Annotated in this window: 18 protein-coding genes, 4 tRNA genes and 1 other RNA gene; 13 read left to right on the forward strand and 10 right to left on the reverse strand. The window is 47.5% G+C overall.

The features are described 5' to 3' along the window. Positions 1–39: 39 nt before the first annotated feature. Positions 40–216: a hypothetical protein gene (locus EWA64_RS13480; protein ID WP_167520845.1), complete on the forward strand. Its 177-nt coding sequence runs from the start codon at positions 40–42 to the stop codon at positions 214–216. Here EWA64_RS13480 and EWA64_RS13485 read toward each other — a convergent pair. The 3 genes from EWA64_RS13485 to EWA64_RS13495 form a co-directional block, all read right to left on the reverse strand. Continuing rightward, positions 213–1,142, reverse strand: a complete 930-nt coding sequence (locus EWA64_RS13485; RefSeq protein ID WP_061895174.1) for a YeiH family protein — start codon at positions 1,140–1,142, stop codon at positions 213–215. The two genes, EWA64_RS13480 and EWA64_RS13485, sit on opposite strands and share 4 nt — an antisense overlap. Before the next feature lie 104 nt (positions 1,143–1,246). Next, positions 1,247–3,121 (reverse strand): MFS transporter, encoded by a 1,875-nt coding sequence (locus EWA64_RS13490; protein ID WP_061895175.1) that lies wholly within the window; start codon positions 3,119–3,121, stop codon positions 1,247–1,249. 15 nt (positions 3,122–3,136) lie between these two features. After that, positions 3,137–3,727 (reverse strand): TetR/AcrR family transcriptional regulator, encoded by a 591-nt coding sequence (locus tag EWA64_RS13495; protein WP_061895176.1) that lies wholly within the window; start codon positions 3,725–3,727, stop codon positions 3,137–3,139. 245 nt (positions 3,728–3,972) lie between these two features. Between EWA64_RS13495 and EWA64_RS13500 the strand changes: the two genes are divergently transcribed. After that, positions 3,973–4,845: a Tim44 domain-containing protein gene (locus tag EWA64_RS13500; protein ID WP_061895177.1), complete on the forward strand. Its 873-nt coding sequence runs from the start codon at positions 3,973–3,975 to the stop codon at positions 4,843–4,845. 250 nt (positions 4,846–5,095) lie between these two features. Here the strand turns inward: EWA64_RS13500 and EWA64_RS13505 are convergent. The 4 genes from EWA64_RS13505 to EWA64_RS13520 form a co-directional block, all read right to left on the reverse strand. Then, positions 5,096–5,180, reverse strand: a tRNA-Tyr gene (locus tag EWA64_RS13505). Between the two features lie 81 nt (positions 5,181–5,261). After that, positions 5,262–5,346: transfer RNA gene (locus EWA64_RS13510), tRNA-Tyr, on the reverse strand. An 80-nt stretch (positions 5,347–5,426) separates the two neighbouring features. Beyond that, positions 5,427–5,511: transfer RNA gene (locus EWA64_RS13515), tRNA-Tyr, on the reverse strand. 80 nt (positions 5,512–5,591) lie between these two features. Continuing rightward, a tRNA-Tyr gene (locus EWA64_RS13520) sits at positions 5,592–5,676 on the reverse strand. Between the two features lie 377 nt (positions 5,677–6,053). On the opposite strand from EWA64_RS13520, the gene EWA64_RS13525 reads away from it, so the two are divergent. The 3 genes from EWA64_RS13525 to EWA64_RS13535 are packed head-to-tail and all read left to right on the forward strand — an operon-like array spanning position 6,054 to position 10,590. Next, the gene (locus EWA64_RS13525; RefSeq protein ID WP_061894689.1) at positions 6,054–7,115 is read left to right on the forward strand and encodes an efflux RND transporter periplasmic adaptor subunit; all 1,062 of its coding nucleotides are present in this window, start codon (positions 6,054–6,056) and stop codon (positions 7,113–7,115) included. A 2-nt stretch (positions 7,116–7,117) separates the two neighbouring features. Further along, on the forward strand, positions 7,118–10,231 hold the full coding sequence (gene vexH, locus EWA64_RS13530) for a vibriobactin export RND transporter permease subunit VexH (RefSeq protein ID WP_061894690.1): 3,114 nt from the start codon (positions 7,118–7,120) through the stop codon (positions 10,229–10,231). 38 nt (positions 10,232–10,269) lie between these two features. Then, positions 10,270–10,590 (forward strand): DUF1244 domain-containing protein, encoded by a 321-nt coding sequence (locus EWA64_RS13535; RefSeq protein WP_061894724.1) that lies wholly within the window; start codon positions 10,270–10,272, stop codon positions 10,588–10,590. 54 nt (positions 10,591–10,644) lie between these two features. Here the strand turns inward: EWA64_RS13535 and EWA64_RS13540 are convergent, their stop codons facing one another. Beyond that, positions 10,645–11,730, reverse strand: coding sequence for a PLP-dependent cysteine synthase family protein (locus EWA64_RS13540; RefSeq protein WP_039433807.1), 1,086 nt, complete (start codon positions 11,728–11,730; stop codon positions 10,645–10,647). Between the two features lie 124 nt (positions 11,731–11,854). On the opposite strand from EWA64_RS13540, the gene EWA64_RS13545 reads away from it, so the two are divergent. Continuing rightward, positions 11,855–12,319 carry an Lrp/AsnC family transcriptional regulator gene (locus EWA64_RS13545; RefSeq protein WP_039445624.1) on the forward strand — a complete coding sequence of 155 codons (465 nt, stop codon included), beginning with the start codon at positions 11,855–11,857 and terminating at the stop codon, positions 12,317–12,319. A 31-nt stretch (positions 12,320–12,350) separates the two neighbouring features. Here the strand turns inward: EWA64_RS13545 and tesB are convergent, their stop codons facing one another. Then, the gene (gene tesB / locus EWA64_RS13550) at positions 12,351–13,214 is read right to left on the reverse strand and encodes an acyl-CoA thioesterase II (RefSeq protein WP_061894691.1); all 864 of its coding nucleotides are present in this window, start codon (positions 13,212–13,214) and stop codon (positions 12,351–12,353) included. A gap of 174 nt (positions 13,215–13,388) precedes the next feature. Between tesB and EWA64_RS13555 the strand changes: the two genes are divergently transcribed. Next, entirely contained in the window at positions 13,389–13,814 is a 426-nt protein-coding gene (locus EWA64_RS13555) for a YbaY family lipoprotein (protein WP_061894692.1), read from the forward strand. Between the two features lie 36 nt (positions 13,815–13,850). Here the strand turns inward: EWA64_RS13555 and EWA64_RS13560 are convergent, their stop codons facing one another. Continuing rightward, complete coding sequence (locus EWA64_RS13560; protein ID WP_061894693.1) at positions 13,851–14,153, reverse strand: DNA base-flipping protein; 303 nt, start codon at positions 14,151–14,153, stop codon at positions 13,851–13,853. Between the two features lie 148 nt (positions 14,154–14,301). Between EWA64_RS13560 and EWA64_RS13565 the strand changes: the two genes are divergently transcribed. The 6 genes from EWA64_RS13565 to EWA64_RS13590 all read left to right on the forward strand — a co-directional run bounded on the left by EWA64_RS13565 (position 14,302) and on the right by EWA64_RS13590 (position 21,115). After that, on the forward strand, positions 14,302–15,045 hold the full coding sequence (locus EWA64_RS13565; protein WP_061894694.1) for a VP0952 family biofilm-associated protein: 744 nt from the start codon (positions 14,302–14,304) through the stop codon (positions 15,043–15,045). Between the two features lie 137 nt (positions 15,046–15,182). Further along, complete coding sequence (locus tag EWA64_RS13570) at positions 15,183–17,156, forward strand: GGDEF domain-containing protein (RefSeq protein ID WP_061894695.1); 1,974 nt, start codon at positions 15,183–15,185, stop codon at positions 17,154–17,156. A 189-nt stretch (positions 17,157–17,345) separates the two neighbouring features. After that, an RNA gene (gene ffs / locus EWA64_RS13575) (signal recognition particle sRNA small type) lies at positions 17,346–17,442 on the forward strand. Between the two features lie 118 nt (positions 17,443–17,560). Next, entirely contained in the window at positions 17,561–18,184 is a 624-nt protein-coding gene (locus tag EWA64_RS13580; RefSeq protein WP_061894696.1) for a TnsA endonuclease N-terminal domain-containing protein, read from the forward strand. A gap of 2 nt (positions 18,185–18,186) precedes the next feature. Continuing rightward, positions 18,187–20,052, forward strand: coding sequence for a TnsB C-terminal domain-containing protein (locus tag EWA64_RS13585; protein WP_061894697.1), 1,866 nt, complete (start codon positions 18,187–18,189; stop codon positions 20,050–20,052). After that, the gene (locus EWA64_RS13590; RefSeq protein WP_045610288.1) at positions 20,018–21,115 is read left to right on the forward strand and encodes a TniB family NTP-binding protein; all 1,098 of its coding nucleotides are present in this window, start codon (positions 20,018–20,020) and stop codon (positions 21,113–21,115) included. The genes EWA64_RS13585 and EWA64_RS13590 overlap by 35 nt, the downstream gene beginning before the upstream one ends. Position 21,116: the final 1 nt, after the last annotated feature.

The raw sequence follows: 21,116 nt of genomic DNA on the forward strand, positions 1-21,116 counted from the left end.
TAATCATCTGAGTTTTGAAGATGATAAAGGTATAAGATTATGGCTAAGCGAATTTTACTTTGCGTCGTACTGTTGCAAATCGGTGTGGCGCTTAGTTGCGAAGGGCTCTACCGTTCCATTGCGGAACTAACGGCTTTTCTTACGCTTTTCGCACTGATCTTACTCCATCGAAAAATGGCCAGCAGAGAAACGTTGACTCATTCTACCGAAGGCTAATTCAAAAGTAGCCAGCCGAGCGATGTCACAGAAATTAACACCCACAAACTCACACCAAACAGCAGTGGCTTGGCACCCGCGCTCTTGAGTTTTTCCACGGAAATACTGCACCCGATCAAGAACAGACACACAACCAAGGCCTGTTTCGCTATGGCAAAGATGCCTTGGTAGATCCAGTCAAATTGCGGCAGCGCATCGCTAACGCCAATTGCCACACAGTACCACAAGATAAAATAGGGAATGGCAATCTGCTTTGCTTTGCCATCACCTTTGCGATGAAACAGCCAAGCACTGAGAAGCGCAATCGGCACTATCCAGAGCGCTCTCGCTAATTTTAACGTTGTTGCCGTGGTGAGTGCTTGCTCTCCATAAGCCGCCGCAGCACCGACGACGGAAGAGGTGTCGTGAATGGCAATCGCCGCCCAAGTGCCAAACGTCTGTTGATCTAAATCCAGCGCGTGACCAATCACTGGAAACAGAAACAGCGCCAGAGAATTGAGCACAAAGACAGTCGCAAGGGCGAGCGCGATCTGATCGTCTTTCGCTTTAATCGCAGGAGCTACGGCAGCAATAGCGCTGCCACCGCAAATGGCCGTGCCTGCCGAAATTAAGTAAGCGGTGGTGCTTTCTAGTTTGATGGTTTTCGCGAGTAACCAACCTAAACCCAGCGTGCCAAAAATGGTGACAACAATTAACCCGATACCAGCGGAAGTGACGGCCAAAGCCTGCTCGAAATGAATGCCGAAACCAAGACCGATAATAGAGTAGGCAAGGAGCTTTTTGGTGTAACTCGAGATTGGCAAATGGGAGGGTACTAAGCCAGTTGTCGCGAGGAGAAAACCGATCACTAGTGCCATCGGTGAAGAGACAAACGGCGTAAGGCAGCAAAGTAGCGCGAGGCCAAAGAGAAACAATTTTGTTTTCAAGAGAATCAGTGTAAGAAAGGGGTGGGGCAACAGTATAGCGTAACGTGACGATCAGTAAGTCTTAATGAATTGAACAAGCGTTCATATAAACTGAACGCTTACAATTATTTCCAATTACCGCGCAGTGCCTGCACTTTCTCTTGCATCAGTGACGCTGAGGCCTCATTGGGCTCGATGGGCGCGCCAGCTTCGATTTCCAAGCGAGACCAAAAACGCTGTGGCAAACCTTTACATGCCCTGCCACGAGCACGGCTAAAAAAGCTGCCCCACAATCCTTTGATAGCCATTGGCAGTACAGGAACTGGGCTGCGGCGTAAGATGATGTCAATACCGCGCATAAAGGGCTGGATCTCTCCATCAGGGGTAAGCCGTCCTTCAGGGAAGATGCACACAATATGGCCTTCGTCCAGCGCTTGTTCTACGTCATTAAAGGCGCGGCGTATCGAGCTGCGGTTAGACGCGGAAATGGGGATCACCCCCGCAGTGCGCAAAAAGCGATTCAATAGCGGTAAAGAGGCGTACTCTTCTTCCATCACAAACCGGATCAATCTCGGGCACACCGCACTGAGCAGTAACGCGTCCATATAGCTGACGTGGTTGCACACGATGAGCATTCCACCTTGTTCTGGCAAGTGATGCAGATTCTTGTGTTTAACTCGATAGAGTGTGTGAGTCAGCAGCCAAACCAAAAAACGGACGACAAACATGGGCGCGGACAAGAACAGGTATGCTGCCACGAGTAAGTTGAGTAACGCGAGCAGAGCAAACAGCGACGGAATACTCATCTCAATCACGCTCAGGCAAATAATACCGAGAATGGCGCTGGCGACCATAAACAAGGAGTTAATGATGTTCAGCCCGGCGATCACTTGCGCCCGCTCACTCTCTTTAGCACGATGTTGCATTAGTGCGTACAACGGCACAATAAACAGTCCGCCACAAGCGCCAATCATTAACAGATGGAAAAACAGAGGCCAAAGTGGTTCAAAACCAATGAATTCAGCGAAGGTTTGGAATTGTGGTAAACCCTCTGGAATGGCGGTGGCCATTTGGTAACCGAAAATAGTCATGCCGACGGCTCCAATCGGCACAATGCCCACATCGATACGCTGTTTGGAAAGTGTGTTACATAACAGAGAGCCGAGCGCAATACCGACGGAAAAGAGTGCCAAAAGAAATGAAACTGCGCTCTCGCTGCCATTGAGATAGTGCTGGGTAAAATTAGGGAACTGAGTCAGATAGGCTGCGCCTAAAAACCAGAACCAACTGATCGCTAGAGTGGCCTTAAAAATGACCGGATCCGCTTTGCTAATAGAGAGTGTGTGTTTGGTCTGGCGATAAGGTTGCCAGCGAAATTTAATATTGGGCGCGCTGGCCGCAGACATCGGAATCGCGCGACTCGAAAGGTAGCCAAACAGAGCGAAGATCACCACACTCAGCGCAGCAATGTATTTTGCCTGTTCAGCAGAGGCGATGATCCCTGCCCCAAGCGTACCAAGCAAAATAGCGATAAATGTGCCCGCTTCAACCAGTGCATTGCCCGGTAACAGCTCTTTGGTTGTTAACTGTTGCGGCAACAACGCGTATTTGACTGGCCCAAAAAACGCCGATTGGGTGCCCATCAAAAAAAGTAAAAGTAGCAAAACGCCGTAGCTTTCGGTAATAAAGCCAATTGCGCCAAGCAGCATGATGACAATTTCAAATAATTTAACTTTGCGGATAAACCACGATTTTTCGTATTTATCGGCCAAAACTCCGGCGGAGGCGGAAAATAGGAAAAAGGGCAGAATAAAAAGTCCTGCCGCTAAATTGATAAATAGATTGCTTGAAACTGGCAAAGCGCCTGTGCCCGCAAAGGCAACAAACAGCAACAAAACATTCTTAAAGATATTGTCGTTAAAAGCGCCGAAGAACTGTGTGACAAAATAAGGCAAAAACTTTCGTTGTGTTAACAGCGAAGGTTGTCGATTGCGGGACATGATTAAGCCTTGTGGTTACCAGTTGGCAAGATAATTAGACAATAGGTTGTTAATCAGCTGTTTGCCATCGACTGGATCGGCTGAGAAAAACTTGTCGTCGACGCTCAAGAGTGTAATGCCATGCACCCCGGACCAAAGCACTCGGCTGGCTTGCAAAACTTCAGAAGGGCTATGCTCAGGGCTTATTTGGATGAGTAAAGATTCCAGCATGCCTGTCATGTGATCAATTCGCTTCGCTTGCCATTCTGGTAGCTCAGCGCCGTTCATGTTGTGTTCGAAAATCAGTTGCCAACGGTAGGGGTTGCGTTGGGCGAAATCATGGTAGCAATAGGCGAGATTAAACAGTGCTTGCTTGCTATCTGGTGAGTTTTGCATGGCAGTCATGGCTTCGTTAGACAGCTCATCCAAGGTCTGAGCAATGGCATGGAGCAACAGCAAATTGTAGTTGCCAAAAACATTGACCAAAGTACTGGGCACATAACCAATCATGTTTGCCAATTTGCGCAAACTGAGTTCGTGATAGGAATTTTCGCTGAGGAAATCTTTAACGGTTTGAAGGGTTAAGGCAACCAGTTCTTCTCTGGTGTGATCGTTTCTACGGGCCATTTTCTGCTACTACAAATTGAACAACGTTCGATATTTTAGACGTGTCTGATATACCCGTCAATAATTCATCACGGTGTAAATCGTTCTCTGTAGCAATATTCTGATACAAGTCCAATTATCACTAGCATTTAAAAGCAACTAAGATACTTGTATGATTCCATGTGACCAGTTCTCTTATTCGTGTGCCATGACGTGGCCTTGCTGAGAGTTGGAATTTGTTTCAATCAGACAACAAAAGGATAAAGATGAAACGTTTATTATCGATTGTTGCCCTGCTCATCGTTTCCGTAGCGGTTATGCCGATTGCAGAAGCGAAAAAGTTTGGTGGCGGTAAATCGTTCGGTAAGAGCTACAAAACCGCGCCAGCACCAAAACAACAGCAGCAGAATACCAACACCGTCGGCAAAGATCAGGGGGCGAAACAGGGCTCGAAGAAAGGTCTCATGGGCGGAATCCTAGGGGGATTGTTAGCAGGCGGTTTGCTGGCGGCTTTCTTTGGTGGTGCTTTTGAAGGCATCCAATTTATGGATATCCTGATTATCGGCCTGATTGCCTTTATCATCTTTAAACTGATGCGTAGCTTGCTTGCCGCCAAGCAGGGCAGTATGAATCAGCATCGTCAACAGCCAGCGTTTGGTGGTCAAGCGCCCAAGTTTGAACAAGCCAATGTACATAATTTTGAGCAAACCGCCGGTTCTCAATCGAATGGCAGTTTTGGTTTTGCTAATCAATCTGATGTGCCTCATAACTACCCACCAGGGTTTGACCAAGTCGCATTTGTCAATGGTGCGCGTGAGCATTACCGAACGCTGCAAGGTGCTTGGAACCATAACCAACTGGATACGATTGAAGAGTACGTATCGCCAACCCTGTTTGCCGATCTGAAAGCAGAGCGTGAAAAGCTCGCTGGTGAGCAGCATACAGAGGTGATGTACGTCGATGCACAGATTGTTCGTGCCGAGTACGATGCCACTAAAGCGCAGTTGAGCTTGCAATTCAGCGGTCGCTATCGAGATGCGGTTGAAGGCATTGAAGAAGATATCGAGGACATTTGGCACTTAGAGCGTGATCTTACCCAAGACAACGCACCTTGGCTCATTGTCGGTATTCAGGGATAAAACAACCCATTCCAATTTAGTCTTAATAAAATCCCGCTCACATTGGTGAGCGGGATTTTTATTGCGTTAATTTTATTTGGCTATCAAGCCGTTGACGTTTTGATAAGCATCGCTAATTCGATGATCAAGTTGATCTTTTGCGGTTGAATTTTGTTCGAGATAAAAGCGTTTTAATCGCGACGAGAGGTTTGTAGCCTAGTCATTCTAAGCAAAACAAAAAAGCCAGCTCAATGAGCTGGCTTTCTGTGTATGGTGGAGGGGGACGGATTCGAACCATCGAAGGCGGAGCCGGCAGATTTACAGTCTGCTCCCTTTGGCCACTCGGGAACCCCTCCAGAGGTTTTTTATACTTAGAAAGTGTTTTCCCAACACGGCTTTCCAAGTGCTTTCTTATGACAAGATCACAAGAAACAATATGGTGGAGGGGGACGGATTCGAACCATCGAAGGCGGAGCCGGCAGATTTACAGTCTGCTCCCTTTGGCCACTCGGGAACCCCTCCGGGTATTTTTATACTTAGAAAGTGTTTTCCCAACACGGCTTTCCAAGTGCTTTCTTATGACAAGATCACAAGAAACAATATGGTGGAGGGGGACGGATTCGAACCATCGAAGGCGGAGCCGGCAGATTTACAGTCTGCTCCCTTTGGCCACTCGGGAACCCCTCCGGGTATTTTTATACTTAGAAAGTGTTTTCCCAACACGGCTTTCCAAGTGCTTTCTCATGACAAGATCACAAGAAAAAATATGGTGGAGGGGGACGGATTCGAACCATCGAAGGCGGAGCCGGCAGATTTACAGTCTGCTCCCTTTGGCCACTCGGGAACCCCTCCAGGGTGTTTTTCTTTTCACTAACTGAAAAGCTTAAGCGACGTTTTCCCAACGCATCGCTCAAGTGCGGAGCGCATCATAACAAACCATTTGTGACTGTAAAGCCTTTTTCTGGCGTTTTTGGTTTGAATGCTTCCTTTTTGGACAAAGTTGCCAGAAAGTATTCATTTTGAGTGTTAAGTCGCCATTTGATCTGAATGGTCGCTATCGTGCGTACAAGGTTTGCGATAATTTACACAACTTGACGTTACCTGAGTTTTGAGCTGATAAACTAACAAACTCAAACACTTTTTGCTCTGCTTGGCGCTTCTCGCCAAATAAAATGTATTCAGATGAATTGAGCAAAACTCTCCAACCTACATTCTTTGATTGATGGACTATGAATAAGCGCATTCTAATTTCTATTTTGGTGCTCACTTTGTCAGGACACTCGTCTCTGGCAAGCGCTGCACCTAAAGGGCCAACCGCAGTGACGGTGGTTGCAGAACAGGTTCAAACTCACCAGATAAACCAGTCGCTCTCTTTGGTTGGTAAGCTTGAGGCGGTACAGTCGGTGGTGATCGCCTCTGAAGTCTCCGGAAAAGTGGAGTCGATTCAGGTCAAAGCGAATCAAAACGTACGCCAAGGGCAGTTATTGATTAAGTTGGAAGATGACAAAGCACTGGCGGCGCAAACAGAAGCCAATGCTTATTTGAAGGATGAGCAGCGTAAACTGAAAGAGTACGAGCGTTTGGTAAAACGTAATGCCATCACTCAAACCGAGATCGATGCGCAAAAAGCGAGTGTTGAGATTGCCGAAGCCCGTTTGGCAGCAGCAAAGGCGAGTCTGAACGATTTGCATATCTCGGCGCCGTTTGCGGGCACGGTCGGTTTTATTAATTTCAGCCGGGGGAAGCTGGTCAGCGCTGGAACGGAATTATTGACATTAGATGATCTTTCGCTGATGCAGCTCGATCTACACATCCCAGAACGTTATTTGTCACAGGTTTCGCTGGGAATGGCAGTAACGGCAAGCTCTAATGCATGGAAAAATGAGATATTCCAAGGAAAGATCGTCGGCATCGATTCACGCATCAATGCCGAGACTCTCAACCTGCGCGTTCGTATCCAATTTGCCAATCCAGAGAACAAGCTTAAGCCGGGCATGTTGCTCAATACGGCCTTAGCTTTCCCTGCCATCGAAGCGCCAATTATTCCAGTGCAGGCATTGGAGTACTCCGGCACAAAACGTTACGTCTACGTGATTGATGAAAATAACAAAGCGCGTCGTACTGAGGTGCTGCTTGGCGCTCGGGTTGAAAACCAAGTCGTGATCGAATCGGGCGTTAATATCGGCGATAAAATCGTGGTGCAGGGCATCGTCAATATGCGCGACGGCGTGCTGGTTAAAGAGCTTGGCAGTGCCAACAATGCTCAGCCAGAAACCAAGAAGGATAGCTAAGCATGCTGTTGTCTGATGTGTCGGTCAAAAGACCGGTAGCGGCGCTGGTACTGAGTTTGCTGCTGTGCGTGTTTGGCTTTGTCTCTTTTACTAAGCTCTCGGTGCGGGAAATGCCCGATATCGAGAGTCCGGTTGTGTCGATCAGTACCCGTTATGACGGGGCATCGGCCACCATCATTGAAAGTCAAATCACCTCGGTGCTGGAAGACCAACTTTCCGGCATCAGTGGGATTGACGAAATCTCGTCTACCACGCGCAACAGTTCTTCGCGCATTACCATCACCTTTGAACTGGGTTACGACCTCAACACGGGGATCAGTGATGTGCGAGACGCAGTAGCCCGTGCGCAGCGTGCTCTGCCGGAAGAAGCCGACGATCCGATTGTCTATAAAAACAACGGTAGCGGCGAGGCGTCGGTCTACATCAACTTAAGTTCATCAGAAATGGATCGCACTCAGCTCACCGACTATATCGAGCGTGTGTTGATGGACCGTTTTAGCTTGATCACTGGTGTCAGCTCAGTGGATGTTTCTGGCGGCTTGTACAAGGTGATGTACGTCAAATTGCAACCGGAGTTGATGGCTGGGCGCAGTGTCACCGCTACCGATATCACTTCGGCGCTGCGCAGCGAAAACCTCGAAAGTCCGGGCGGTGTGGTGCGAAACGATCAAACGGTGATGTCGGTCAGGACAGCGCGCAGCTACAAAACCGTGGAAGATTTCCAATACTTGGTGGTCAAACGGGCCAGCGACAATACGCCGATCTATTTGAAAGATGTGGCGGATGTCTTCATTGGTGCTGAGAACGAAAACTCGACCTTCAAGAGTGATGGCGTGGTCAACGTCAGCATGGGGATTGTACCGCAGTCGGACGCCAACCCGCTGGAAGTGGCCAAACGTGTCCATGAAGAAGTAGAGAAAGTGCAGAAGTTTCTGCCCGAAGGTACCCGTTTAGCGATTGATTATGACTCGACGGTGTTCATTGAACGCTCCATTTCTGAAGTCTACAGCACCCTTTTTATCACGGGTGGTTTAGTAATTTTGGTGCTGTATATTTTCATCGGTCAGGTGAGAGCGACGCTGATCCCGGCGGTGACGGTGCCAGTGTCGCTGATTTCTTCGTTTATTGCCGCCTACTACTTCGGCTTCTCCATCAACCTCATTACCTTAATGGCGCTGATTTTGTCGATTGGTCTGGTGGTCGATGATGCCATTGTGGTAGTGGAAAATATTTTCCACCACATTGAGCAAGGGGAACCGCCATTGTTGGCTGCCTATAAAGGTACACGCGAAGTGGGCTTTGCGGTTATCGCCACGACTTTGGTGTTGGTGATGGTCTTTCTGCCTATCTCCTTTATGGATGGCATGGTCGGCTTGCTGTTTACCGAGTTTTCAGTGTTATTGGCGATGTCGGTGATCTTCTCGTCTTTGATCGCCTTGACCTTAACGCCAGTGCTGGGCAGCAAAATGCTCAAAGCCAACGTGAAGAAAAATCGCTTCAATGATTTGGTCGATTTTCTCTTCGCCAAACTGGAAGCTGGTTATCGCGGCGTGCTGAAAAAAGCCTTGGCGTGGCGCTGGTTGGCACCTCTCATCATTCTCGCTTGTGTGGGGGGCAGTTACAGCTTAATGAATCAAGTGCCCGCGCAATTAACACCACAAGAAGATCGCGGGGTGATTTTTGCTTTTGTGCGCGGCGCCGATGCAACCAGTTACAACCGCATGGCGACCAATATGGATTTGGTCGAACAGCGTTTGATGCCACTACTTGGCCAGGGATTCTTGAAGTCATTCAGCATTCAATCGCCCGCGTTTGGCGGACAAGCAGGTGACCAAACTGGCTTCGTTATCATGATTTTGGATGATTGGAACGAGCGTAACGTCACGGCGCAGCAAGCACTTGGCGAAGTGCGTAAAGCCTTGGCGGGGATTCCGGATGTGCGCGTGTTTCCGTTTATGCCCGGATTCCGTGGTGGTTCAAGCGAACCCGTGCAGTTTGTTCTTGGTGGCTCAGACTATGACGAGCTGAAAGTGTGGGCGGAAAAACTGAAAAATCTCGCCGAAGAGTCGCCGCTGATGGAAGGGGCAGAGATCAACTATTCGGAGAAAACCCCTGAGCTGGTGGTGTCAGTAGACAAGAAGCGCGCGGCTGAACTGGGCATTTCGATTGCTGATGTGTCAGACACGTTAGAAATTATGCTGGGCGGCAAAAAAGAGACAACGTTTGTTGACCGAGGCGAAGAGTACGATGTTTACCTGCGTGGTGATGAAAATCGTTTTAACAACGCCGCCGATCTCAGCCAGATCTACCTACGCACAAGCAGTGGCGAGCTGGTGACGCTTGATACGGTAACGAAAATTGAGGAGATCGCCTCGTCCATTCGTCTTTCTCACTACAACAAGCAGAAAGCCATTACCGTTACGGCGAACTTGTCTGACGGGGCAACGCTAGGCCAAGCGCTGGAATTTATGGACCAACAAGCGATTGAGTTGTTGCCGGGTGATATTTCGGTCAGTTATTCCGGTGAGTCGAAAGACTTCAAAGAGAATCAGTCCAGCATCCTGTTGGTGTTTGCGTTGGCGTTATTGGTTGCCTACTTAGTACTGGCAGCGCAATTTGAGAGTTTCATTAACCCGCTCGTGGTGATGTTCACCGTTCCTATGGGGGTATTTGGTGGTTTTCTCGGGCTGATAGTGATGAGTCAAGGACTGAACATCTATAGCCAGATCGGTATGATTATGCTGATCGGTATGGTGACGAAAAACGGCATCTTGATCGTCGAATTTGCCAACCAGTTGCGTGATCGCGGTTTTGAGTTCGAAAAAGCGATTGTTGACGCGGCGGCGAGGCGTCTGCGCCCGATCTTGATGACGGCCTTCACCACACTGGCAGGCGCTATTCCACTGATTTTGTCCAATGGCGCGGGATATGAGAGCCGCGTTGCTGTCGGTACGGTGATCTTCTTTGGTATGGCGTTTGCCACGCTGGTGACTCTGCTGGTGATCCCGGCGATGTATCGCTTGCTATCTCGTCACACTGAAGCTCCCGGTCATGTCGAAGCCGAGTTGAACAAAGCGCTCAGCCATGATACCAAAGGGCGGGTAAGTCACGGTTGATGCCAACCGAGGCTGGATATGATCAAAAGGAAGGTAAAGTGGCAGAGTTTAAATATCAGCAGTTGACGCAGGAGCAGCAGGATAAGTTGGATGCAGCGGCATTTCGTCGTTTACTGGCCCATCTTGATGCCAATAAAGAGGTGCAAAACATCGATTTGATGATTTTGGCCGGCTTTTGCCGCAACTGTTTTAGTAAGTGGTACTTGGCACAAGCGCAGGCGCTGCAACTGGATATCAGCCTAGATGATGCCAGAGAAAGGGTGTACGGCATGAGCTACGATGAGTGGAAAGCCAATCACCAGCCGCCAGCCACGCCAGAACAACTGGCCGCTTTCGAAAAGAAACAGCAGAAAGCGTAAAACATGCCCGCCAGTGTGCGGGCATGTTTCTTTTCAGCTTTCCTTAACGAGGAATCACGCTGGACAGCAAAGGGGCTCAACGCAGCCATCACGTTCGATGATCGCCAGTTGTTCTAAGTACGGCGTAATATCGCCAATATTGTGTTCGACCCACTGCGGGTTGTAGTAGGTGTCGAGGTAGCGCTCGCCGCTGTCGCACAGAAGAGTAACAATCGAACCTTGCTCACCACGCTGCTTCATTTCGCACGCCAATTGCAGCACGCCATACAGATTTGTGCCAGTGGACGCGCCGACCTTGCGACCAATCAGCTTGGATAGCCAATGTGCACTGGCGACTGAAGCGGCATCGGGGATCTTACGCATTTCATCAACCACGCCGGCAATAAAACTTGGCTCGACGCGTGGGCGGCCGATCCCCTCTATTTTACTGCCTGCATCCAATGTAATTTCCGCGTTTCGCGATTGGTAATAATCAAAGAAGACCGAATTTTCTGGGTCCACCACGCACAGTTTGGTGTTTAGTTTCTGATAGCGGATAAAGCGGCCGATAGTGGCTGAGGTGCCGCCGGTGCCCGGGCTCATGACAATCCAGCTTGGCTCGGGGTGCTCTTCCAGCGTCATTTGGCTGAAAATTGAATTGGCAATGTTGTTGTTACCGCGCCAGTCGGTCGCGCGCTCTGCATAGGTAAATTGGTCCATGTAATGGCCATTGAGTTCTTGCGCTAAGCGGCGTGATTCGGCGTAAATTTGATCCGAGCGATCGACAAGATGCGCTTGGCCACCATAGAACTCGATCTGCTCAATTTTTTTGCGTGCAGTACATTTTGGCATCACGGCGATAAATGGCAGGCCAAGTAGACGCGCAAAATAGGCTTCAGACACCGCAGTACTGCCCGATGAAGCTTCAATTACTGTGGTTTCCGGACCAATCCACCCGTTACAAATCGAGTAGAGAAACAGGGAGCGCGCCAAGCGGTGCTTGAGAGAACCGGTTGGATGGGTACTTTCATCTTTAAGATAGATATCAATGCCTTGCAACGAAGGAAGGTCGAGTTTGAACAGGTGGGTATCCGCTGAGCGTTGATAGTCCGCTTCAATCTTGCGGATGGCGTTGTTAATCCAGTCGTGATCAGTACACATGTTGGCTTTCCATAATGGGTTCGATAGTGACAAAGTACCTACTCATGTGGAGAAATGCTTTGCTTTCTCGTTGGTGATTTCTCTATATTGTAGAAAAATTTTCTCTGAAAGCGGTGAAACTGAGATGTTAGATAAAACCGATCGCACCTTGTTAGCGCTGTTGCAGCAAGACGGCACTTTGTCACTCAATGATTTGGCCGAGAAGGTGAACTTAACCACGACGCCGTGTTGGAAACGCTTGAAGCGCCTTGAAGACGAAGGCTTTATTGAAAAGCGAGTTGCACTTCTCAATGCAGAAAAGTTGGATCTTTCCTTTATAGCCTTCGTGCAAGTGAAAACCTGTGACCACTCTTATGCTTGGTATGACCGTTTTGTCTCAACCGTTAATGAGTTTCCAGAGGTGATGGAGTTCTACCGTATGGCAGGGGAATACGACTACATGATGAAAGTGTTGGTTAAAGATATGAAAAGCTTTGATGAGTTTTACAAGAAGTTGGTCAACAGCGTCGCGGGGATTTCCAATGTGACCTCGACTTTTGCCATGGAACCGCTCAAGTACACCACTGCGTTGCCGTTAAATGCGTTGTAGTGCTTTGTACAACGCAGTGATCGAATGCTGCTTATTTGTCGGTGAAGCGCATCACGCCTTCTTGTACGGCGGTCGCAACGAGATGCCCTTGTTGATTGTAGATCTCACCACGCACTAAACCGCGCGTGTTTGAAGCGGTTGGGCTTTCTATCACGTACAGTAGCCACTCATCCATCTTGAATGGACGGTGAAACCAGATCGAGTGATCGATGGTAGCGACCTGAAAATTAGGCGTCATTAACGATACGCCATGTGGGTGTAGCGCAGTGACCAAAAATCCCCAATCGGAAGCGTAAGCGAGTAGATATTGGTGGATAAGTTGGCTCTCCGGCATGTCGCCGTTAGCGCGGATCCACAGATACTGTTTCGGTTCGGCTTTTTGCGGTTTAAGCGGATTAATCACCGTCACCGGGCGGGTTTCAATTGGCTTCTCGCCGCAGAATGTTTTGCGCAGTTTTTGAGGGAGGAACTCGGCAATATGGCTGGCGAGCTCTGTCTCGGACGCAAAATTCTCCGGCCCCGGAATTTCGGGCATCGGATTTTGATGTTCAAACCCCGGCGCATCGCCATGATACGAAGCGGTGAGGTAGAAAATCGGCCGGCCATTTTGCACCGCTTTGACGCGTCGAGTACTGAAACTTCGGCCATCGCGCAGGTTTTCTACATCATAAATGATCGCTTTCTCGGGATCGCCCGGATAGAGAAAATAGCTATGAAAGGAGTGCACTGTTCGATCTTCCGACACGGTATAGCGAGCCGCAGACAGTGCCTGCCCCAGTACTTGGCCGCCGTAAACTTGAGGAAGACCGAGATTCTCACTTTGTCCACGGAAAAGACCTTCTTCCAGTTTTTCTAATTGCAGCAAACTTAGGAGTTCTTTTAAGGGTTTACTCATAATTTGGCGTTCCTTTGAGTGACCTGTGTCATATTGTTGTTGGTTCTGATTGGTACGCGACAGTGAAACCGTTATTTTTAGCTTAGTCAATATCAGGCGTAAAGTTCTGTTGTACAAGACAGAACGCAATCGCAGACCTATAATCCTTGGTGAACTATTAATGAGATCTGTTTTATGAAGAAAATTATTCACGCCGTCCTCTCATTCCTTGTTGGCGTTATTTTAGTCGGTTGTCAGAGCGCCGAGCCAATTGTCCAAGATCAGGGGATCAAAACCATCAAAGGAACGGTCAGTTATCGCGAACGTATTGCACTGCCGGATGATGCAACGGTGATTGTGCTGCTTGAAGATGTGTCGCGTGCGGATGCGCCATCGAAAGTGATCGCAAAATACAAGGTCATCACCAATGGGGCACAAGTGCCAATATCATTTGACTTGGCTTACGATACAAAGAAAATCAATTTCAAGCATACCTACAATGTTCGTGCGCGCATTGAAGTCAATGGGCGTTTGCGATTTACCACCGACACCATCACGCCAGTTGTGACGGATGGCAGCAGAACGCATCACGTTGATTTAATGCTGGTTGGTGTACGTTAACCTCAAGCTTTCTTATGCTTGCGAGAATGGCAGCCGTTATGGCTGCCATTTGTATTTGCGCAGATTGATCCGCCCGTTTTGATTGACCTCTATCTGCTCGGCTAAGAGCTTGTCTCTTTGCCGCACAAAATCCGCTCCGCTGAGTGATATCTTCCCTTGGCTATTGATCACCCGAAACCAAGGTAATTTGCTGCCTTCGGGTAAGTTACCCAGCGCTTTGCCGACATGGCGAGCATAGCCGGGATAGCCCGCCATTCGAGCAACCTCTCCATAAGTCGTCACCGTGCCAAATGGAATTTGGTGAATCACGGCAAAGATTTGTGACAAAAATTGGTCCATACTAAAGCTGTCCTAGTTCGTGATTGCCAAGGATTGGTAAGCCAGAGATTCTGGAAAACGAGCCCGCTTAGCGTACACCCTTTTACCGTAAAGTTTCCATCGTTACGCTGAGTCTGAGTTGTACAGAAACGGGTCTTAAGGAGGCGCTATGATATTTTCCGTACTTCAATTTGTCATCACTAGCTTGCTGGCGGTGGTGTGTGCCAGAGCCATCAGTATGAATCCGGGTGATATCCCCGTTTTGGCGTTGGTGATCCCAGCGTTGTGGATTCTGCCTCAAGGCGGCTTCTTTGGCCTTATCCTCCTTGCCGCTATGACCGCTTACGGCCTCACTTTGCCGTTGCAGCCGATCGCGTTGTCCGTCTGTGTCTGGATTCTGTTTCCGCTTTTGATGGTGGTTTTCTCGCGAAAAAGCAGCCTTGGCGTTCTTTTGACCTCCGGCATGATTGTACTCACCTTGCAGGTCGGCATTATGGTGACCCAATCGGCAGGAAAACTCGGCGGCACACCGTGGTTAACCGTTGTGCAAACTTTATCCGTGATGGTAATTTGGTGGGCGGCTCGTCATTGGAAACCATCAAATCGCCATAGCTGGTGGCCGCTTCTCCTACTCATCCCCCTTTGGGTCGCAGATCTGCCCAACGCCGTTTTAGTCGCCCTGTGTATCACGGGCATCATGGCCTGCATGGAAAGTTTGAATACACTGAAAAGCTTCTCGTGGAATACCTTACTGTGTTGGACCCTGCCAACCGTTGGGTTCGCCGCTTTGGTGGTCACGCCAAGCGTTGAGGTGCCGAACTCTGTCTTTGTGGTTTGGATCTGTTTGTTGGGTACGGCCTGGATGACCGACTATATTCTCAAAGCCGCCGAAGAGATGGAAGAGCAAGATTGAGCTTGGTAAGAAAAGTGACCAATATTAAAGAATGCTAATTTACCGTATGCATATTCAAGACAATTGGTATATGTTTCATATCAATCACTCAGGCTTATTGAGTTGTTTCTAAATAATTAGCAGAAAAAGTTGTCAGTATGGTCAGGGAAATTTGGTGGCTGCTGGTTGGTCTGTTGTTTTGCCTTCCATATAACTCGTGGGCAAAAAATACAGAAATCACCGTCGCCACAGAAGCGGATGATGTCGTGACGCGCATTTTGTTTGATGCCTTAGCGGAGCATTTTTCACTGGATGTTCGTTATGTACATCAACCCAGTTTCGATGAAGTGTTGCACTCCGTCGCCATAGGGCAAACTGACTATGCTGCGAATGTCACCTTTACTCCTGAGCGTGCCAAACTATTCAGTTATTCCTATCCTACTAATATCGAATACACCTATCTCTATTCGTTTAACGAAAGTACCTTGGACGATGTTTCTGTAATTGGGTTACCTGATGAGACCATTTATAGCGAGCTGATTGCGGCCAATTATCCGCATATTAAGCAGGTGAGTTATCAGGGGCATGAACAGGCATTTCAATTACTGGAAACGGGAGCGGTCGACGGCGTTGTGGATGCCATCAATCAGCTAAAACCGATGTTGTTACGAGGGCTGGATGCTCAGTTACTGAATGACCAGATCTCGATTAAGCCAGTGTCGATTGTCAGTGCGAAAGGCCAGCACGAGAAAGAGCTTGCCGCGTTCGTCAAATACATTCATAGCGAAGCGGTACAAAAGCGCATTCGAGATGAGATCAGTGACTATCAATTTTCCATTCGTAAAAGAGCACTGCAGATCGCCCTTGCGAGTAGTCGTATCGATTTAAATCAGCCGCTTACAATTAAACTTGAGCCGATTTTCCCTTACGTGATTTATCATCCTGATGGTCGCATTGAAGGCATTACCGCCGACGTGGTGCGGCAGAGCTGCCAGATATTGGCCCTCAACTGTCAAATAGTCAGCCACGCTAACGAAACGTGGGGGAACATGTTGGGCGAGTTTACCAGACAAGAAGTGGACATGATTGCACCGCTCACTTATACCAGAGCCCGTGAACAGATTGCCCAATTTACCGTTCCTCACTATGCTCCCCAATCGGTGATGGTCAAACGCATCGGCTATAAGGAGAAGGTCTATTCGCATGTATCCCAGTTGATCGCCGAGAAAATCGGCGTGGTCAAAGACGACTTCTTTGATGCACTGCTTAGCCAGATGTTGCCGCTTAAAGAACTTGCTCGATATCGGGATCATCAACAAATGGTTGAGGCTTTACTGAGTGAGGAAGTTGACTACATTGCGATGGATACCGCCACATTAAACTATCTATTGCGCGCTGAATCGATGCCAGCCATTGAACAAGACGAGTCGATCGGTGTTTTTCACCATTCTAAAGTATCGATTGGTCTTGCTAACAATGGACGTGGACAAGAACTCGCTCCCTATTTTTCAAAAGCAATTCAAATGCTCGATCTGGATGCCATCACTGAGCACTACGATCTGCGCCCAAATTGGCGCAGTTCTTTGCAAATGGAGCGGCTATTTGCGTCGCGTACCCAGACGCTGTTTACAGCGCTGTTTATTTTTGTCGTGCTCATCTCTTTTTATCTTTATCGCCAATCGAATACCGATAACCTCACCGGATTGGGGAATCGTCGCTCACTGGTGCAGAAATATGGTAAAGGCATCCCAAACGACTTAACGGTGCTGTACATCGATCTCAACCAATTTAAACCGATCAACGATACTTATGGTCATCATAGCGGAGATATGGTGTTGAAGAGAATTGGCCAGCAGATCCGCCAGCAATGGCCTGGCAAAGCATTCCGCGCCGGTGGGGATGAGTTTATCTTGATTGGTAAAATCGCGCAGAGCGAAGTGGAGAATTCACTACAACGCTTCAGTCGTTTTGTGATTGACTCCGATTTGCTCGATATGCCGCTAGTGGTCACGGCGTCGGTTGGTATTTCACGAAGCAGAAAACAGTACATGAGTTTACAACAAGCGTTGCACTTAGCCGATGTGGATATGTACCAAAACAAACATCAGCAGCGAGAGATGGGGTACTCTTAAGTCTTTGTTTATCCATTGTGCTTGGCACTTTTCCAAGATAATGGAGTCTTATCACGCGCATTTTGCGCAAGAGTTAAGCGTTCAAACCGCCATGTCGGGATAATTACGAGATTAGGGTTGCAATCCGTCAGGCGATGCTTAATAATCGTGCCCAAGTTAGGCGTTAGCCCAACAACAGAATCTATGGGGCTCTGGTCCTCTCGCAACAATAATTCGTGAACTCGGTCAGGTCCGGAAGGAAGCAGCCGCAGCGAATGACTTGTGTGCCGGGATGTGGCTGGGGCCCCACCCAATTGAAGCCTGCAATATATGTTCGCATAAATTGCAGGCTTTCTTCATATTTGCACCATAAGTTTTCATAGTCTATTTTTTTGTTGTAGGTTTACAACAAAAGTGACTTGGCTATGTTTGACCAAACTAAGAAATCATCTCACATACACAACATCTGTAAGTTCATGAGCTTGAAGAACGATGCTGTTGTTCGCACTCTTTCCATTTTGGAATTCGATTTCTGTTTTCACCTCGAATACAACCCAAACATCAAGAGTTTTACCTCTCAACCTTTTGGCTTCCACTATCAGTTTAATAACCGCAAGTGCCGATATACTCCTGACTTTTTAGCAATAGGTCATAATGAGCAATCAACACTCTTCGAGGTCAAACACTCTAGCCAGATTCTTAAACCTGATTTTAGGGAGCGCTTTGAAGAGAAGCAGAGAGTAGCGTTGAGTGAGTTCAACAGACGGTTAGTTCTCGTTACTGAGAAGCAAATTAGGATGGGACCAACGCTAGATAACTTTAAGTTGTTACACCGATACTCTGGATTGCGCACAGTGACCGAATTTCAAAAGCGAGTTTTGGCATTTATTCAACGCAAGCAAATGGTGAAGTTGCAAGAGGTGTCTTTGTATTTTGGTCTATCAGAGCAAGACACTCTTATCTCTACTCTACCTTGGATCTCTTCGGGGCACGTTAAAACAGACCTCAACACGATTAGCTTTGGTCTAGAAACTTGCGTTTGGTGCTAACTATGCCAGCTGACTCTAATAATATATTTGGGTTCTTTGACGAGTTTGAAGCGTCAGAAGAAGAATCACAATTGCTCCCAAAAGAGCTAATTCTAGAACCCGTTGAGATATCATCGACCATAGATAGTTTGCCAGCAAAATTTCAGGAAGAGGTTCTTCGCCGCATAAAAGTGATTACCTTTGTGGAGAGGCGCTTGAAAGGCGGGTGGACAGAGAAAAACTTGAACCCCATCTTAAGTCTCGTTGAATCAGAATTACAGCTGACTCCCCCTAGTTGGCGGACTGTAGCAACTTGGAAAAAATCCTACTCTGAAGCAGGTAGAGAACCATGGGCACTTATTCCGAAGCATACGTTTAAGGGTAATCGCCAGAAAGAAATGGATTCGCAATCCTTGATTGACGAGGCAATTCAGAACGTATACCTGACACGTGAACGACTTAGTGTTGCAGAAGCATACCGATATTATAAGAGTCGAGTGATTCAAATGAATCGAGGGATTGTTGAAGGAAAAATCAAGCCAATTGCCGAACGCTCTTTTTACAATCGAATAAATGAGTTACCCCCTTATGAAGTGGCGATTGCGAGATTTGGTAAACGATATGCAGATCGGGAGTATCGCTCGGTTGGTCAGCAGGTAGCTGCAACTAAACCTATGGAGTTTGTTGAAATAGACCACACCCCAGTTCCAGTGATTTTGATTGACGATGAGCTAGATATTCCTTTGGGCCGCCCGTATTTGACGATGCTTTATGACCGTTTCAGTAAGTGCATTGTTGGTTGCAGTATCAACTTTAGAGAGCCAAGCTTTGACTCTGTTAGAAAGGCTCTGTTGAATTCACTTTTGGATAAAAGCTGGCTTAAAGCAAAGTATCCATCGATTGAGAATGAGTGGCCTTGCCACGGTAAGATTGATTGCTTGGTCGTCGATAACGCTGCCGAGTTTTGGAGTCAAAGCTTGGAAGATTCGTTACGGCCTTTGGTGTCCGACATTCAATACAGTCCAGCAGCGAAGCCTTGGCGAAAGTCAGGGATCGAAAAGCTGTTCGATCAAATGAATAAAGGGTTAGTTAACGCTCTGCCTGGAAAAACCTTCACCAATCCTACTCAACTACAAGATTACAATCCAAAGAAGGATGCGGTGATCAGGGTATCGGTTTTTCTTGAGTTACTCCATAAATGGATTGTCGACTATTACCACATGGCACCAGATTCTAGAGAGCGCGAGATCCCATACCACAAGTGGCACCAATCGAAATGGACGCCGTCTTACTATGATGGTGCTGAGAAAGAGCAACTCAGAGTAGAGTTAGGATTGCTTAGACACAGGACGATTGGAGTGGCAGGGATCAGGCTGCATAACTTACGCTATCAGTCCGCCGAGCTTATTGAATACCGGAAATATTGCACACCTAATGATGGCAAAAAGCTCTTTGTTAAAACCAAGACAGATCCTTCTGATATCAGCTACATCCATGTTTACCTAGAATCAGAAAAGAAATACATAAAAGTTCCAGCGGTAGACAACAGCGGGTATACAAACGGCCTTTCACTTTTTGAACACCAGCGCATACAAAAAGTACGCAGACTGAACACTAAGCAGCTTGCTGATGATGAGGCTCTTGCGGATACATTTCTATATATGAAAAAACGTATCCAGGAAGAAACCGATAGATTCCGCCGTGTTAAAAGTAGCAAACCCAGCCTTCCTAAAACAGGTAACACTTCGAAAATAGCAAAGTTTAATGATGTTGGATCTGAGGGGCCAAGCTCAATCAACGTGATTCCTGTTAGGCACAAATCTGAGGTTGTTGCCGATGCCTCAGAGTACTTAGATGACGATGATTTTGAAGATATTGAAGGGTATTAATTTGAATTTAACGCCAAAGCAGCTTGAGCAGCTAAAGTCCTTTGAAACCAGCTTTATCGAGTATCCCGCGATAACTGAAATCTACTCTATCTTTGATCAACTTCGTTTCAATCACTCTTTAGGTGGTGAACCAGAGTCTTTCTTGTTAACTGGTGAGGCTGGAAGTGGAAAGACGGCTTTGATCAACAACTACTTATCACGCTTTCAATCGGGTTCAACTTGGGAAAAGCAGCCAGTGTTAAGCACTAGAGTGCCAAGTCGTATCAATGAACAGAATACGCTGACCCAATTTTTGGTTGATTTAGATTGTAAATCCGGAGGAAGAGGTATTCGGCGCCGTAATGAAATTGCGCTTGGCGAAGCGGTTGTAAAGCAACTTAAACGTAAATCTGTTGAGCTGATTATTGTTAATGAAATTCAAGAGCTGGTTGAGTTTTCAACCGCAGAACAGAGACAAGTTATTGCCAACACATTCAAATATATAAGTGAAGAAGCAAGAGTCTCGTTTGTGCTAGTGGGTATGCCTTATGCTGATGTGATAGCGACAGAACCACAATGGAACTCGCGGCTAAGCTGGAGGAGAAAGATAGATTATTTCAAATTATTGAAAGCGAAGAGTCATTCGAATAGAACGGTATCTTATGGGTTTGACTTAGAACAAAAAAAACATTTTGCCAGATTTGTCGCGGGTCTGAGTTCAAGGATGGGGTTTGATGAGCCACCAGTACTTACAAAGAATGAACTGCTATATCCTTTGTTTGCAATGTGCCGAGGAGAATGCCGAGCGTTAAAACACTTCTTGAAAGACGCGTTGCTTACGAGCTTCAAAGACGATGCGGATACGATAGACAAAACAATATTGTCACGCACTTTTGCATTTAAGTTCCCATACCTAGATAACCCGTTTGATCGTCCTTTAGAGCAGCTTAGTCTTCATCAAATTGACTCTGGTTCTGCTTACCACTTAAATGCAATCACCACTGAAGATAAAATAGTAGCTCCTCGTTTTACGGACGCCATTCCGTTGAGCATGCTATTGAGCAAAAATGGGCTTAAAGCTTAGA

Origin of the sequence: Vibrio cidicii (assembly GCF_009665415.1) — a bacterium.
Taxonomy (GTDB): domain Bacteria; phylum Pseudomonadota; class Gammaproteobacteria; order Enterobacterales; family Vibrionaceae; genus Vibrio; species Vibrio cidicii.